Origin of the sequence: Thermohalobaculum sediminis (assembly GCF_023487995.1) — a bacterium.
In the GTDB taxonomy this organism is placed as follows: Bacteria; Pseudomonadota; Alphaproteobacteria; order Rhodobacterales; family Rhodobacteraceae; genus Thermohalobaculum; species Thermohalobaculum sediminis.
In genome coordinates this window covers 595,303-608,833 of sequence record NZ_JAMFKN010000001.1, presented here as the reverse complement: position 1 = coordinate 608,833, position 13,531 = coordinate 595,303, and the positions used below count along the sequence as shown (strand labels likewise).

14 protein-coding genes are annotated in these 13,531 nt (G+C 71.3%); all 14 read right to left on the bottom strand.

Annotation, left to right across the window (positions count from 1 at the left end):
• Positions 1-45: 45 nt before the first annotated feature.
• Positions 46-1,020: an ABC transporter permease gene (locus M1105_RS02940; protein ID WP_249578847.1), complete on the bottom strand. Its 975-nt coding sequence runs from the start codon at positions 1,018-1,020 to the stop codon at positions 46-48.
• A complete protein-coding gene (locus tag M1105_RS02935) occupies positions 1,017-2,105 on the bottom strand; it encodes an ABC transporter permease (RefSeq protein WP_249578846.1) in 1,089 nt (362 codons plus the stop codon). Before M1105_RS02935 ends, M1105_RS02940 begins: the two co-directional genes overlap by 4 nt.
• A complete protein-coding gene (locus M1105_RS02930; protein ID WP_249578845.1) occupies positions 2,102-3,655 on the bottom strand; it encodes an ABC transporter ATP-binding protein in 1,554 nt (517 codons plus the stop codon). Before M1105_RS02930 ends, M1105_RS02935 begins: the two co-directional genes overlap by 4 nt.
• Before the next feature lie 7 nt (positions 3,656-3,662).
• The gene (locus tag M1105_RS02925) at positions 3,663-4,661 is read right to left on the bottom strand and encodes a BMP family lipoprotein (RefSeq protein WP_249578844.1); all 999 of its coding nucleotides are present in this window, start codon (positions 4,659-4,661) and stop codon (positions 3,663-3,665) included.
• A gap of 42 nt (positions 4,662-4,703) precedes the next feature.
• Positions 4,704-5,543, bottom strand: a complete 840-nt coding sequence (locus M1105_RS02920; RefSeq protein ID WP_249578843.1) for an isopenicillin N synthase family dioxygenase — start codon at positions 5,541-5,543, stop codon at positions 4,704-4,706.
• Positions 5,544-5,593: 50 nt separating this feature from the next.
• On the bottom strand, positions 5,594-6,520 hold the full coding sequence (locus M1105_RS02915) for a nucleoside hydrolase (protein WP_249578842.1): 927 nt from the start codon (positions 6,518-6,520) through the stop codon (positions 5,594-5,596).
• Complete coding sequence (locus tag M1105_RS02910; RefSeq protein ID WP_249578841.1) at positions 6,517-7,395, bottom strand: PfkB family carbohydrate kinase; 879 nt, start codon at positions 7,393-7,395, stop codon at positions 6,517-6,519. The genes M1105_RS02915 and M1105_RS02910 overlap by 4 nt, the downstream gene beginning before the upstream one ends.
• Positions 7,392-8,042 (bottom strand): phosphoribosylanthranilate isomerase, encoded by a 651-nt coding sequence (locus tag M1105_RS02905; protein ID WP_249578840.1) that lies wholly within the window; start codon positions 8,040-8,042, stop codon positions 7,392-7,394. The genes M1105_RS02910 and M1105_RS02905 overlap by 4 nt, the downstream gene beginning before the upstream one ends.
• A 79-nt stretch (positions 8,043-8,121) precedes the next feature.
• Positions 8,122-8,595 carry a c-type cytochrome gene (locus tag M1105_RS02900; protein WP_249578839.1) on the bottom strand — a complete coding sequence of 158 codons (474 nt, stop codon included), beginning with the start codon at positions 8,593-8,595 and terminating at the stop codon, positions 8,122-8,124.
• Between the two features lie 191 nt (positions 8,596-8,786).
• Positions 8,787-9,566, bottom strand: a complete 780-nt coding sequence (locus M1105_RS02895; RefSeq protein ID WP_249578838.1) for an oxepin-CoA hydrolase, alternative type — start codon at positions 9,564-9,566, stop codon at positions 8,787-8,789.
• Positions 9,563-10,687 (bottom strand): acyl-CoA dehydrogenase family protein, encoded by a 1,125-nt coding sequence (locus M1105_RS02890; protein WP_249578837.1) that lies wholly within the window; start codon positions 10,685-10,687, stop codon positions 9,563-9,565. Before M1105_RS02890 ends, M1105_RS02895 begins: the two co-directional genes overlap by 4 nt.
• Before the next feature lie 8 nt (positions 10,688-10,695).
• Complete coding sequence (locus tag M1105_RS02885; RefSeq protein ID WP_249578836.1) at positions 10,696-11,892, bottom strand: acyl-CoA dehydrogenase family protein; 1,197 nt, start codon at positions 11,890-11,892, stop codon at positions 10,696-10,698.
• A 12-nt stretch (positions 11,893-11,904) separates the two neighbouring features.
• On the bottom strand, positions 11,905-13,071 hold the full coding sequence (locus M1105_RS02880) for an acetyl-CoA acetyltransferase (protein WP_249578835.1): 1,167 nt from the start codon (positions 13,069-13,071) through the stop codon (positions 11,905-11,907).
• Positions 13,072-13,074: 3 nt separating this feature from the next.
• Entirely contained in the window at positions 13,075-13,464 is a 390-nt protein-coding gene (locus M1105_RS02875; RefSeq protein WP_249578834.1) for a Zn-ribbon domain-containing OB-fold protein, read from the bottom strand.
• Positions 13,465-13,531 lie beyond the last annotated feature (67 nt).

The window sequence follows — 13,531 nt, the reverse complement described above, 5'->3', positions numbered from 1 at the left end:
CCAGCACGGGATGGGCGGGGCCCCTGCCGGCCCGAGGGCGCGCGCTCACCGCTCCTTGCGGTAGGGCACGCCCAGCGCCCTGGGCGGCACGGCACGGCCGAAGAAGCCCGCCAGCAGCACCACGGTCGCGATGTAGGGCAGCAGCAGGATCAGCTCGACCGGCGCGGGGCCGATCAGCGGCAGGGTGACGCCCTGCAGCCGCGCGGCCGCCGTCTCGAGGAAGCCGAACAGCAGGCACGCGCCGAACACCGGCCAGGGCCGCCACTTGCCGAAGATCATGGCCGCGAGCGCGATGAAGCCCTTGCCCGCCGACATCTCGCGCACGAAGCCCGCGCCATGGGCGGTGGACAGGAACACCCCCGCGAGCCCGCATAGGAGCCCCGCGATCACGACCGCGCGGTAGCGGATGACGGCGACCGAGAGGCCCGCGCTGTCCACCGCCAGCGGCATCTCGCCGGTCGCGCGCAGCCTCAGCCCGAAGGTGGTGCGCCCCAGCAGCCAGGCGATCAGCGGCACGCTGAGCACCGCGAGGTAGACCGGCAGGGTATGGCCCGAGACCAACTCGGCATAGAGCGGGCCGAGTACCGGGATGTCGGCCAGCGCCTCTGCCCCCGGCAGTCGGATCGGGCGGAACCGCTCGCCCGCCATCAGGGGCGGGGTCTGGCCGCCCTGCCGGAACAGGGCGATGCCCGCCACCACCGTGCCCCCCGAGGCGAGGATGTTGATGGCAACGCCCGAGATGATCTGCTCGCCCCGGTGGGTGATGCAGGCAAAGCCGTGCAGAAGCGCGAGCGCCACCGCCACGCCCAAGGCCGCCGCCATCCCCGCCCAGGGGCTGCCGGTCAGGCTTGCGACCGCGGCGGCCGCGAACGCCGCGGCCAGCATCTTACCCTCGAGCCCGATGTCGATCACGCCTGCGCGCTCCGACACCAGTCCCGCCATGGCGCAGAGGATCAGGGGCGTGGCCAGCCGCAGCGAGCCGTCGAGGATGCGGAGCGCGTCAATCCACAGCTCGGTCATTGCGCCCTCGCCCGGAAGATGCGCGCAAGCGCCGGGACGAACATCAGCGCCAGCGCCCCCGAGAACAGGATGATCAGCCCCTGGATCAGCACCACCATCTCGCGCGTGATGGTCTGGAACTCGAAATCGAGCTCGGCCCCGCCCTGGTAGAGCGCGCCGAACAGCAGCGCCGCGAAGAAGATCCCCACCGGATGGTTGCGCCCCATCAGCGCGACCGCGATGCCGGTGAAGCCGTAGCCCGAGGTGAAGTTGAGGACGAGCCGCCCCTGCGCGCCCAGGATCTCGTTCAGCGCCATGCAGCCCGCAAGCGCCCCCGACACCGCCATCGCCACCACCACCATGCGCGGCACCGGGATGCCGGCATAGCGCGCAGCGCCTTCCGAATGCCCGACCGCGCGCAGCGCATAGCCCCAGCGCGTGCGCCAGATCAGCACCCAGACGCCGAAGGCCGCGAGCAGCGCGATCAGGAAGCTGAGGTTGAGAGGCGTGGCGGTCGCCGGGAAGCCCAGCGCCCGCGCGATGTCGTGCAGGAACGGCAGACGCGCGGCCTCGGCGAAGTCGCGGGTTTGCGGCGAGCTTTGCCCCGCGCGCATCAGCGGCCCCGACAGGAGCGAGACCAGCACACCGGCGGCGATGAAGTTGAACATGATCGTGGTGATGACGATGTGGCTGCCGCGCCGCGCCTGAAGCCAGCCCGGCACCACCGCCCACGCCGCGCCGAACGCCGCAGCCCCGGCGATGGCGATCGGGATCACCATCAGCCCCGGCAGGACGGCATCGAGCGCGATGCACACCAGCGCGGCGCCGAGGCCTCCCATCGCCGCCTCCCCCTCGGCCCCGATGTTGAACAGCATGGCGTGGAAGGCGACCGAGACGGCGAGGCCCGTGAACATGAAATTCGTCGTGTAATAAAGCGTGTAGCCCAGCGCGCCATCATAGACGAAGGCGCCCTTCAGCATCACCGCCATCGCCTCGACCGGGCTCTCGCCGATCAGCGCGACCACCGCGCCCGCCACCAGGAAGGCGAGCGAGATGTTGGCGAGGGGCAGGAGCCCCAACTCGACCCAGCGAGGAAGCGGCGTCACGCTGCCTCCCCCTCACGGACGCCCGCCATCAGGAGGCTCAGGCGGTGCGGCGTGGCCTCGGCGCGGGTCAGGACCCCTTCGATGCGGCCCGCGTTCATCACCGCGATGCGGTCCGAAAGCGCCATGATCTCGTCGAGTTCGACGGAAACCAGCAGGATCGCCGCCCCCGCCTTCTTCATCTCGAGAAGCCGGGTGTGGATGAACTCGATCGCGCCGATGTCCACGCCGCGCGTGGGCTGGCCCACCAGGAGGATACGGGGCGCCTGCTCGATCTCGCGCGCCAGCACCAGCTTCTGCTGGTTTCCGCCCGAGAAGCCGGATGCGCGCAGGCGCGGATTGGCGGGGCGCACGTCGAAGCGTCGCATCAGGGTCGCGCAATGGGCGCCGAGCGCGCCGAGGTCCAGAAGCTGCCCCGACCCCGTCGCCGGGCCGTGGTGATACCCCAGCACCGCGTTCTCCTGCGCCTCGAAGGGCAGGACAAGGCCGCGGCGGTGGCGGTCCTCGGGAACATGGGCCACTCCCATCGCCCGCATCTCGGACGGATCGGCCGGATGGGCGCGGTCGATCGCCCGGGGGCCAATGGCGATCCGCCCCTCCTGCACGCCCTCGATTCCCGAGAGCAGGTCGAGGAGTTCCGACTGCCCATTGCCCGAGACGCCGGCGACGCCCAGGATCTCGCCCTCGCGCAGTTCGAGCGAGACCTCCTTGAGCCGCGCCACGCCCCGCGCATCGCGCCAGGTCAGCCCATCGGCCCTGAGCGCAACGGCCCCCGGCGCAGTCTCGACGCGGGGCACCTCGAGCAGCACCTTGCGGCCGACCATCAGTTCCGCCAGGTCCTCGCGCGTCGTGGCGGCCGTCTCGCGGTGGGCCACCATCTCGCCCCGGCGCATGACCGAGACGCGGTCGGTCACCGCCATGATCTCGCGCAGCTTGTGGGTGATCAGCAGCACCGTGACGCCCTCGCGCCTGAGGCCGCGCAGGATCTCGAACAGCCGGTCGGTCTCGTCGGGTGTGAGCACCCCTGTGGGCTCGTCGAGGATCAGGATCCTCGCGCCGCGCCTCAGCGCCTTGAGGATCTCGACCCGCTGCTGCAAGCCCACGGGCAGGTCGCCCACCAGCGCGTCGGGATCGACCTCGAGCCCGTAGGTGGCCGAGAGGCGCAGCAGTTCGGCCCGCGTCTCGGCCCGGCCCCTGGCGAGCAGCGCGCCCCCCTCGGCGCCCAGCATGACATTTTCCAGAACGGTGAAGGTAGGCACCAGCATGAAATGCTGATGCACCATGCCGATGCCATGTCCGATGGCGTCGGCCGAGGATCGGATCACGGCCTTTTGCCCGGCGATCTCGATCCGCCCCTCGTCAGCCTCGTAGAAGCCATAGAGAATCGAGACGAGGGTCGATTTCCCCGCCCCGTTCTCGCCGATGATGCCATGGATCGAACCCGCCGCCACCTCGAGCGCCACGTCGCGGTTGGCCTGAACCGCGCCGAAGCGCTTCGAGATGCCGGCGAGCCGGACCGCCGGGGGCGGTCCCTCGCGGTCAGGCTCGGTCATGCCGATCTCAGAATGGGCAGGAGCCGGTGTCCTCGTAGTTGTGCACCTTGATCGTGCCCGCCACGATGCCCGCGCGCGCGGCCTCGACCGCAGCCTTGATCTCGTCGGTGATCAGGCCCGCATTGTTCTCGTCGAGCGCCCAATCCACGCCGTTCTCGGCCAGCCCCAGATTTCGCACGCCGGGCGTGAAGCTGCCCGCCATCGCGTCCTTGAAGGTCTCGTAGGCTGCCACGTCCACGCGCTTGACCATCGAGGTCAGCACATGCCCCGGCGCGAGCCCGTTCTGGTTCGAGTCGACGCCGATCGCGAGCTTGCCGGCATCGGCCGCCGCCCGGATCACGCCCATGCCGGTGCCGCCGGCGGCGTGGTAGATCACGTCCGCGCCGCGGTCGATCTGGCTCTGCGCGAGTTCGGCGCCCTTGGTCGGGTCGTTCCAGGCAGTCGGCGTCGTGCCAGTCATGTTCTGCAGCACCTCGGTGCCCGCGATGGCTTCCTTGGCGCCCTGCACATAGCCGCAGGCGAACTTGCGGATCAGCGGGATGTCCATGCCGCCGACGAAGCCGACCTTCTGCGTGGCCGACTTCTTCGCGGCGGCGACGCCCACCAGATAGCTGCCCTCGTGCTCCTTGAAGGCGTACTGGCGCAGGTTCGGGCGGTCGAGCCAGCTCACGTCGATGATGGCGAACTGCACGTTCGGGTTGTCGGCCGCCACCTTGTCGATGGCGTCGGCTTGCGCGAATCCCACGCCCAGCACGATGGTGGCGCCGCGGCTGACCATGCGGCGCATGGCCTGCTCGCGCTGGGTCTCGTTGGTGACCTCGAACTCCATGACCTCGACGCCGGTCTCGTCCATGAACTGCTTGACGCCGGCCCAGACGCCCTCGTTGAACGACTTGTCGAACTTGCCGCCCATGTCGAAGACGACCGCTGGCTTGAACTCGGCGGCCGAGGCGGCGGTGGCGAGGGCGGCGAGGGCTGCACCCGCGAGAAGGCTGATCAGACGCATGTGAAGGCTCCCTGTGTGATCCCGCGGCATCGCGCGGGTTGATTATGCCTTGAGGCCGATCTCGCGCAGGCGCTGCGTGAGGAAGTCGTCCGCCGTGGTGCCGGGCTTCAGCACCACCTCGGGGCGCGGGTGGCAGAACATCGGCATTGAGAATCGCGCGACGTTGCGCGCCGCCGGAGGGTTCACCACGCGGTGCACGGTTGAGGGGTAATAGCCGCCCGAGGCCATCTCGAGCATGTCGCCCGCGTTGATCGCCATCATGCCCGGGTCGCAGGGCACGTCGTGCCAGTTGCCCGCGGTGTCGCGCGCCTGAAGCCCGGGCTCCGAGCCCGCCACCAGCAGCGTAATCAGGTTGATGTCGCCATGCGCCGCCGCCCGCACGGCGCCGGGCTCGGGCGCCTCGGTCAAGGGCGGGTAGTGGAGGATGCGCAGGAGGTTCTGGCGCGAGCCCTCGAGCATCTTCGGCAACGGCTCCGAGAAGCGGGCGCGCACCTCAGGGGGCGTGTTGTCCTCGATCCAGCCCAGCAGCGTGCGCCCGATCGCGGCGAGATCGTCGTAGAACGCCCGCGTCAGCGCCTCGAGTTCGGGCGGCACCCGGCCGTCGGGATAGACATGGTAGAACTCCTTGAGGTCCTTGACCGGGCTGTCCTTGGCGTTTTCCGACTTGAAGGGGAAATAGCCATCCTGCCGGTCCGGGTTCACCTTGTAGGCGAACTTCTCGTCCGAGGCGAAGAAGCGCCCCCAGGCGGCATAGGCGGCCTCGATCCGGTCGGGCGTGATCGGATGGTCGGTGAGGACCGCGAATCCGGTCTCGCGCAAGGATCGCGCGAAGGCGGCGGGCGCCTCGGGGTCGGTGTAGGAGACGGTGCGGATCTGGAACATCGGCGCTCGCGGCAGGGCATCGGGGTGCGACAGTTTATCCGCAGGCCGGCCTACGGCAAGCGGCCATTGGAGAGTGTCGCCACGTAAACCTGCATGACCGCGTCGGAATCGACGCCGATGCAGGCGCGGAGCCGCGGGCCGCGGCCGCCCTCGACCGTGCGGCCGATCTCGGCCCCCTCGGTCCGCACCTCGACGGCGGTCTCGTGCATCCGGAAAAGGGCGGGGTCGGTGAGGGCGATCACGGCGGTGGGGTCGTGCATGTGGCACCCCTCGAGGTCGTGCGCCTGCTGGTGGAAGGCGAAGTAGAACTGCACCGCCCGGTCGAGGAAGCCGCCCGCCCGCGGGGCGGCGCGGGCGATGGCGGCGAAGTCGGCCGCGGTGCCGGTCACCGCCTCGGTGACGTCGAGGCCGACCAGCGTCATCGGCCATGTGGCGGAGAACACGGCGGCAGCGGCTTCGGGGTCGTGCCAGATGTTGGCCTCGGCGTGAGGCGTGACGTTGCCGGGCACGCGAAGCGCGCCCCCCATCACGATAACCCCCTTTACGCCGCGCGCGATGGCGGGGTCGAGCGCCAGCGCCTCGGCGAGGTTGGTCAGCGGGCCCACGGCGATGATGGTGATCTCGCCCGGGTGGGCTGCCACGGTCTCGCACAGGAAGCGCGCGGCGCCGCGCGGGTCGGGCGCGGCCGCGGGCGCGGGCGCGGGCTCGGCGCCGAAACCCTCGACGCCGTGGACGAAGTCGGGATGCGGCTGGGGCGGGCGCATCAGCGGGTGGCGCGCCCCGGCGGCCACGGGGCAGGGGTGGTGCGCCAGCTCGGTCAGCCACAGCGCGTTGCGGGTGGCCCGCGCGGTCGAGACGTTGCCGAAGATCGTGGTCAGTCCCATCAGCTCGATCCGCGGATCGGCCATGGCCAGCAGGATCGCCATCGCGTCGTCGATGCCGGGATCGGTGTCGATGATGATGCGGTGGGGGGTCATGGGGCCTCCGGGGCATGGGCGGCGAGGAAGCGGTCGACCTCGGCGCCCGTGGGGATCGCGTCGGCGGCGCCGGAGCGGGTGACGCTGATCGCGGCCGCCGCCGCCGCCCGGCGCAGGGCGCGCGCGACGGTAAGCCCTGTGTCGATCCCGGCGAGGAAGAAGCCGGTGAAGCAGTCGCCCGCGCCGGTGGTGTCCACGGGCGTGACCGGGAAGGCCGGGGTCTCGGCCCGCCCCTCGGCTCCCTGATACCGCGCGCCTCGGGCGCCCAGGGTGACCAGCATCGCAACGCCTGCCGGCGCGTGACCGAGATGAGCGCTCAACGCCGCCGCCTCGCCTTCGTTGACCGCGATCAGGTCGGCATGGGGCAGCATGGCGGCGCAGGCGGCCGCGTCGAAGGGGGCGGCGGCATGGGCCACGCGCAGGCCCAGCACCTTCGCCGCGCGCGCCGCCTCGACCGTGCCATTGGTCTCGTTCTGGGTGAGCAGCCAGTCGCCCGGCCGGGCGCGGGCCAGCGCCGCGCGGATCGCGGTCTCGGGGATCGCCCGGTTGGCGCCGGCATGGATGACGATCTGGTTCTCGCCCGCGGGATCGACGAGGATCACGGCGTGCCCCGTTGCCTGCGCCACCGTGGCGACCGAGGCGGTGTCGATCCCGGAGGCGTTCAGCCGCTCGACCGCCCAGCCTCCTTCCGCCCCCACGGCGCCCGCGTGGATCACCCGCGCGCCCGCCGCCGCGGCGGCGAGCGACTGGTTGAGCCCCTTTCCCCCCAGCCCCGCGGCATAGCCGGTGTCGGCCAGCGTCTCGCCAGGCGCGGGGAAGTGCGGCACGCGATGGACATGGTCGATGTTGATCGAGCCCAGATTGACGATGGTCATGCCACCCCCTGCGCTGCCGCGATGAACGCGGCCAGCTTGCCCGCGTCGAGCGCGCCATCCGTGCGGACGCCCGAGCAGATGTCGAGCCCGAAGGGTCGCACGCGCGCCACCGCTTCGGCAGCGTTTGCCGGCCCCAGCCCGCCCGCGAGGAACACCGGCAGGGGCGAGCGGCGGACGAACTCGGCCGAGATCTCCCAGTCATGCACCCGGCCCGTCCCGCCCAGTTCCGCCGCGCCGGGCCGGCCGGAATCGAGCAGGAAGGCGGCGGCGCGCCCGGCATAGGCGGGGATCAGGTCGAGCGCCGCGCGGTCCTCGACATGGATCACCTGGATCCGGGCGAGGCGCGGCGCGAGGCGGGCGAGCCGGTCGTGCTCGGACGGCTCGACGTGGCGCACGATCTGCACGGCATCGACGCCCGCCGCGGCGGCATCGCGCGCGATGCCCTCGGTGCGGGGCTCCGAGGACAGTAGCACTGGGCGCGCCCAGGGCGGCGCGGCCACCGCGATCGCGCGGGCGGAGGCGAGGTCGATCACCCCCGGGCCCGTCGGCATGGGCCCGACCAGCCCCAAGAGGTCCGCCCCCATGCGGGCCGCGAGCCGGGCCTCGTCGGGTGAGGCGATGCAGCAGATCTTGAGGCGCAGGCGCATCGGGCGGGTCCGGCTGTGAGCGGGCAGCGATCATGGCGCGGGGCCGTGCGGGGCGCAACCGGCGGGAGCGGGGTTCGGGTCAGTCCGCCTCGGCGGCGGTCACCTCGCGCTGATAGGCGGCGAGGCGCGGGGGCCATTTCGACTTGATGTAGGCGAGGACGGCGCCGATTTCGGCGTCGGTCAGCGTGCCAGCAAAACCCGGCATCCCGCTCTCGAACCCCGCGATGCCGAGATCGGCGACCACCGCCGCGCCGCCCCTCTTCACATAGTCGAACAGCATCCTGTCGCCATGGTGCCAGGTGTGGCCGGTCGCGTCGTGCGGGGGGGCGGGGGCGGGCGCCGTGTCCCAGCCGGCCCGTCCTTCGAGACCCGCGCCGTGACATTCCGCGCAATGGCGGGCGTAGAGCGGGGCCCCCTCGGCCACGCGGGCAGGGTCGGACGGATCGGTCAGGGCAACCGGATCGTGTCCACCCGCGCGCAGGGCCAGGAGTGCGGCGGCCCCGGCGCCGAAGAGCAGGGCGGCCACGGCCGCGAGCCTAGCGCGCGGGGGCATGGCGGTCCTGACGGTGTGTTTCGGGCGACGGGTCGATCCGCGCCCCTGTCGGGGAAATTATGCATGAGAACGGAGGCAACGCATTGATTTCGATCTGAAATGATGAGCCTTGCATGACCTCGTCCACGGCCTCCCGCCTTGCGCGCCGGCATCCGGTCGATCGTCTGCAACATGCCCGGAAGGGCACGGGCTTACCACCTCGGCTTGCGCTTCTCGAGGAACGCGGCGATCCCCTCGGCGGCCTCGGCCCCGCCCAGCGCCTCGGCGATTGCGGCGGCCTCGCTGTTGAGCTGTGTGTCGAAGGGCGCCTCGGCGGCCTCTGAGATCAGGGACTTGCCGGCGGCCAGCGCTTCGGGCGGGCCGTCGGCGAGGCGCGCTGCCAGCGCCTCGGCCTCGGCCAGCGCCGCGCCGGGGTTGGTGAGGCGGTTGACGAGGCCGAGGGGGTGGAGCCGCTCGACGCTCACCCGATCGCCGGTCATCACCATCTCGGCGACCAGCGCGCGGGGCAGGGCGCGGGCGAGCATCGCCGTCGCGCCGCCGTCCGGCGTGAGGCCGATGCGGACATAGGCGACCGAGAGATACGCGTCGCGCGCCGCCACGATCAGGTCGCAGGCCAGCGCCATCGAGACCCCCGCGCCGGCAGCCCCCCCTTCGATGGCGGCGACAATGGGCTTGGGGCACGCCCGCATCGCGCGGATCATGCCGTGGAGCTTTTCCACCGAGGCGCGGCGCACGGCGTGGCTGGCCTTCGCCCGTTCCGCCAGCACCGCGACATTGCCGCCCGAGCAGAAGAAGCCGCCCGCGCCCGTGAGCACGATGGCGCGCGTGCGGGGGTCGTCGGCCGCCTCCTCGACGATCTCGCGGAAGCCGTCGTAGAACTCCCAGCCCAGCGCGTTGCGCGTCGCGGGGTCGTTGTTGGTGACGGTGAGCACCGCGCCCTTGCGCGCGAGCCCGATGCGGCCGTCGGTCATGCCGCGCCCCCCTCGCGCCCGAGGCGGATGAAACGGTCGAGATGGTGGTCGGTGTCGCCCAGCAAGTGGTCGAGCATGACGAGCCGCTTGGCGTAATGCGACATCGGGTATTCCCAGGTCATGGCGATGCCGCCATGAAGCTGGATCGCCTCCTCGGCCACGCGGCGCCCGACGCGGCCGGTCAGGTGCTTGGCAGCGGCGACGTTGCGCTCGCGGGTCAGGCGGTCGGCCTGGTGGGTGCCGGCGGCGAGCATGACGGCGGAGCGGGCCTGCTCGATCTCGAGCACCATCTCGACCATGCGGTGTTGCAGGGCCTGGAAGGCGCCGAGCGGCTTGCCGAACTGCTTGCGGGTCTTGAGGTAGTCGAGGGTGGTGTCCTTGCAGACCTCCATCAACCCCACGGCCTCGGCGGCGAGGGCGAGGGTGCCGCGGCCGATGGCCTCCTCGATCAGGGCGAAGGCTTGGCCTGGCTCGCCCAGCGGGCGGGCGGGGGCGGAATCCAAGGTGATCTCGGCCGCCCGGCCCCCTTCGACCGTGCCATAGCCGCGGCGGGTGACGCCGGGCGCGGCGGGGTCCACCAGGAACAGGGCCAGCCCCTCTGGAGCGTCCAAGTCGCCCGAGACGCGGGCCGAGACGACGAGAAGGTCTGCGCTGTCGCCATTGATGACCACCGACTTGCGCCCCGTGAGGCGCCAGCCGTCGCCCTCATTGGCGCGGGTCGCGACCTCGTGGACCGCGTATCGCGATTCGGGCTCGCCATGCGCGAGCGCGACGAGCGTGCGACCCGCGATCACGGCCTCGACCAGATCGCTCTCGCCCGCGCGTACCAACGGCCACAACCCGAGGATGCCGCTGGCGAGGAAGGGCTCCACCACCAGCGCCCGGCCCAGATGCTCGAAGACCAGCGCCACGTCCTCGCCAGCGCCGCCGAAGCCGCCGGCCTCGGGCGGCACGAGCGCGCCGATCAGGCCGAGGTCGGCCATCTCGGCCCAGAGCTTGCGGTCGAACCCCTCGGGCGCCGCGGCCGCGCGATGGCGGGTGGCGATGTCGTAGCGGTCGGCGAGGAAGCGGGCGGCGGTGTCCGCCAGCATCCGGCGTTCCTCGGAGAGCGTGAAGTCCATGGTCCCCCTCAGAGCCCGAGCGCGAGCTTGGCGTAGATGTTCTTCTGGATCTCGTTCGAGCCGCCATAGATCGAGGACTTGCGCAGGTTGAAATACTGGCTGGCGGCGGGGTTGGCGTAACCGGGGCCAACGGGCTCGCCGTTCCAGCCCTCGTCGAGCGCCTCGGGCAGGAACGGCATGGCGTAGGGGCCAAGCGCGCGGCGGATGAGGTCCGAGGCTTCCTGCCGGACCTCGGTGCCCTTGATCTTCAGGAGCGACGCCTCGGGCCCCGGCGCATGGCCCTGGGCGGCGGCCGCGATCATGCGCAGGTTGAAGATGTCCATCGCCATGAGGTCGATTTCGAGCCGCGCCATGCGGGCGGCGAAAAGCGGGTCGTCCGCGAGCGGGCGTCCATCCTTGCGGGTCTCGCGCGCGACCCGTTTCAGATGCGAGAAGGCGGCTTTCGAGAAGGCCACGCCCGCGATGCCGGTGCGCTCGAAGCCCAGCAGGTATTTCGCGCAGGTCCAGCCCTTGTTCTCCTCGCCCACCAGGTTTTCCACGGGGACGCGCACGTCGGTGAGAAATACCTCGTTGACCTCGTGCTCGCCGTCGAGCGTGACGATTGGGCGAACCTCGATGCCGGGCGAGGTCATGTCGATCAGCAGGAAGCTGATCCCCTCCTGCGGCTTTGCGTCCGGGTCGGTTCTGACCAGGCAGAACATCATGTTCGCGTGGTGGCCCAGCGTCGTCCATGTCTTCTGGCCGTTGACGATGTAGTGGCCGCCGTGCCTCACCGCGCGGGTCCTGAGCGAGGCGAGGTCCGAACCCGAGCCGGGCTCGGAATAGCCCTGGCACCACCAGTCCTCGCCACTGAGGATGCGGGGCAGCCAGTGTGCCTTCTGCTCGGGCGTGCCGAAGCGGATCAGCACCGGGCCCAGCATGTTGACGCCGAAGGGGATGATCCGGGGGGCGCCGGCGGCGATCATCTCCTCGTCGAAGATATGCTTCTGGACGGGCGTCCAGCCGGGGCCGCCGTATTCGACCGGCCAGTGCCAGGCGAGCCAGTTCCGGGTCTGGAGGCGCGCGTGCCACAGCTCGTAGTCGGCCTTGGAGAGGCGCTTGCCGCCCTTCACCTTGGCGGCGAGGGCGGGGGGCAGGTTTTCAGCGATGAAGGCGCGGGCCTCGGTGCGGAATTCCTGTTCCTCGGGGGTGTAGGTGAGTTCCATCGCGGCCCTCCTTCAGAGCGTGTCGCCGTGGCCCCAGACGCTCGTCACCTGGCTCGACAGCACGCCGCCATTGCCGTGGGCGAGGCTGAGCTTCGCGCCGGGGATCCAGCCGCCGGCTTCGCGCGGCCCCTCGTCGTCGCCCGCGCCGGCGCGGATCTGTCGGATCGCCTCGATGGTCACGAAGAGGCCATACATGCCGGGATGGACGCAGGAGAGGCCACCGCCATTGGTGTTGACCGGCAGTGCGCCGCCCGGCGCGATGCGGCCACCCTTGATGAAGGCCGCCGCCTCGCCCTTGGCGCAGAAGCCCAGATCCTCGAGGAAAAGTAGCGTGTTGATGGTGAAGGCGTCGTAGAGCTGCACCGTGTCCATGTCCCGCGGGCCGCAGCCCGCCATCGCGAAGGCGCGTGGGCCCGAGGCCGCGGCGGCGGTCGTCGTCAGCGACGGCATGGCCGAGATCATGCGGTGGTGGTGCTCCATCGCGGCGCCCAGAAGATATACGGGCGTGCGCGGCCCGTCCTTGGCGCGGTCGGGGCGCGTCAGCACGATCGCCGCCGCCCCGTCGGTTACGAGGCAGCAGTCGAGCTTGCCCAAGGGATCCGAGATCATCCGCGCGCCGGTCACGTCGGCCACCGTCAGCGGGCCGCGGGCGAAGGCTTCGGGGTTGAGGTTCGCCCACCCCCGCGCGGCGACGGCGACCTCGGCGAGATCCTCGCGGGTGGCGCCGAACTCGTGCATGTAGCGGCTGGTCGCCAGCGCATAGGCGGTGATCGGGTTGCGGGGGCCGTAGATCGCCTCGAAGGGCATGGGTTCCGAGATCGACTTGAAGCCCCCCGCGGTGCGCTGGTTCGAGCCGTAGGCGATGACGGCGACGTTGATCAGCCCCGCGTCGAGCGCCATGGCGGCCATCAGCGCGTGCGCCATGAAGGACGAGCCCCCGATGTTCGACCCATCGGAGAAGGCGGGGCGGATGCCCAGATGCTCGGCCAGCGACATCGCGGCCATGGAGTGGAACGCGGTGGCGGCGAAGAGGCCATCGACCTTCGCCAGCGGGATCTGGGCATCGGCGAGCGCCCTCACCACCGCCTCGGCCATCAGTTCCATCGCGTTCCGGCCGGGCGCCTCGCCGCAGCCGGCGGTGGCGAGGCCCACGCAGGCAGCTTTTCCTCGCAGGGTCATCGCTCAGCCCTCCACCGGATGGAAGATGACGGCGGGCTCGCCCTTGATCTCGCCCACGCTGGCGCGCACCCGCAGGCCGATGGCGACGGCTTCGGGCGCGATGCCGTCTACTCGGGCCATCAGGCGCGGCCCCTCGTCGAGGTCGATGAGCGCGATGTTGTAGTCGCCACCCTGCTCGGGCCGCTGGCGGGTGACGGTGGTGGCGTAGACCGTGCCGAGGCCCGAGGGCGCGACCCAATCGAGATCGGTCTCGCCGGTGCCGGGGGCGGCGACGCGGGGGTAGAAGACATGGGCGCCGGTCGCGCGCGAGCGCTGGATCATGAAGCGGCCCTCGGCGAGGAAGGCCTTGAAGCGGGCCTCGGGGCCGGGGCCGTCGAAATATCCGTCCTGCATCGCTCTCCTCCCGCTCGTCGCGCGCCCCGAGGGGCGCGGCCGGTTCGTCAGTTCCCGCCGCCCCGGC

Coding starts and splice junctions, on each gene's coding strand:
- M1105_RS02940 (WP_249578847.1), bottom strand. CDS start 1,020: ATGACCGAGCTGTGGATTGACGCGCTCCGCATCCTCGACGGCTCGCTG.
- M1105_RS02930 (WP_249578845.1), bottom strand. CDS start 3,655: ATGACCGAGCCTGACCGCGAGGGACCGCCCCCGGCGGTCCGGCTCGCC.
- M1105_RS02925 (WP_249578844.1), bottom strand. CDS start 4,661: ATGCGTCTGATCAGCCTTCTCGCGGGTGCAGCCCTCGCCGCCCTCGCC.
- M1105_RS02920 (WP_249578843.1), bottom strand. CDS start 5,543: ATGTTCCAGATCCGCACCGTCTCCTACACCGACCCCGAGGCGCCCGCC.
- M1105_RS02915 (WP_249578842.1), bottom strand. CDS start 6,520: ATGACCCCCCACCGCATCATCATCGACACCGATCCCGGCATCGACGAC.
- M1105_RS02910 (WP_249578841.1), bottom strand. CDS start 7,395: ATGACCATCGTCAATCTGGGCTCGATCAACATCGACCATGTCCATCGC.
- M1105_RS02905 (WP_249578840.1), bottom strand. CDS start 8,042: ATGCGCCTGCGCCTCAAGATCTGCTGCATCGCCTCACCCGACGAGGCC.
- M1105_RS02900 (WP_249578839.1), bottom strand. CDS start 8,595: ATGCCCCCGCGCGCTAGGCTCGCGGCCGTGGCCGCCCTGCTCTTCGGC.
- M1105_RS02895 (WP_249578838.1), bottom strand. CDS start 9,566: ATGACCGACGGCCGCATCGGGCTCGCGCGCAAGGGCGCGGTGCTCACC.
- M1105_RS02890 (WP_249578837.1), bottom strand. CDS start 10,687: ATGGACTTCACGCTCTCCGAGGAACGCCGGATGCTGGCGGACACCGCC.
- M1105_RS02885 (WP_249578836.1), bottom strand. CDS start 11,892: ATGGAACTCACCTACACCCCCGAGGAACAGGAATTCCGCACCGAGGCC.
- M1105_RS02880 (WP_249578835.1), bottom strand. CDS start 13,071: ATGACCCTGCGAGGAAAAGCTGCCTGCGTGGGCCTCGCCACCGCCGGC.
- M1105_RS02875 (WP_249578834.1), bottom strand. CDS start 13,464: ATGCAGGACGGATATTTCGACGGCCCCGGCCCCGAGGCCCGCTTCAAG.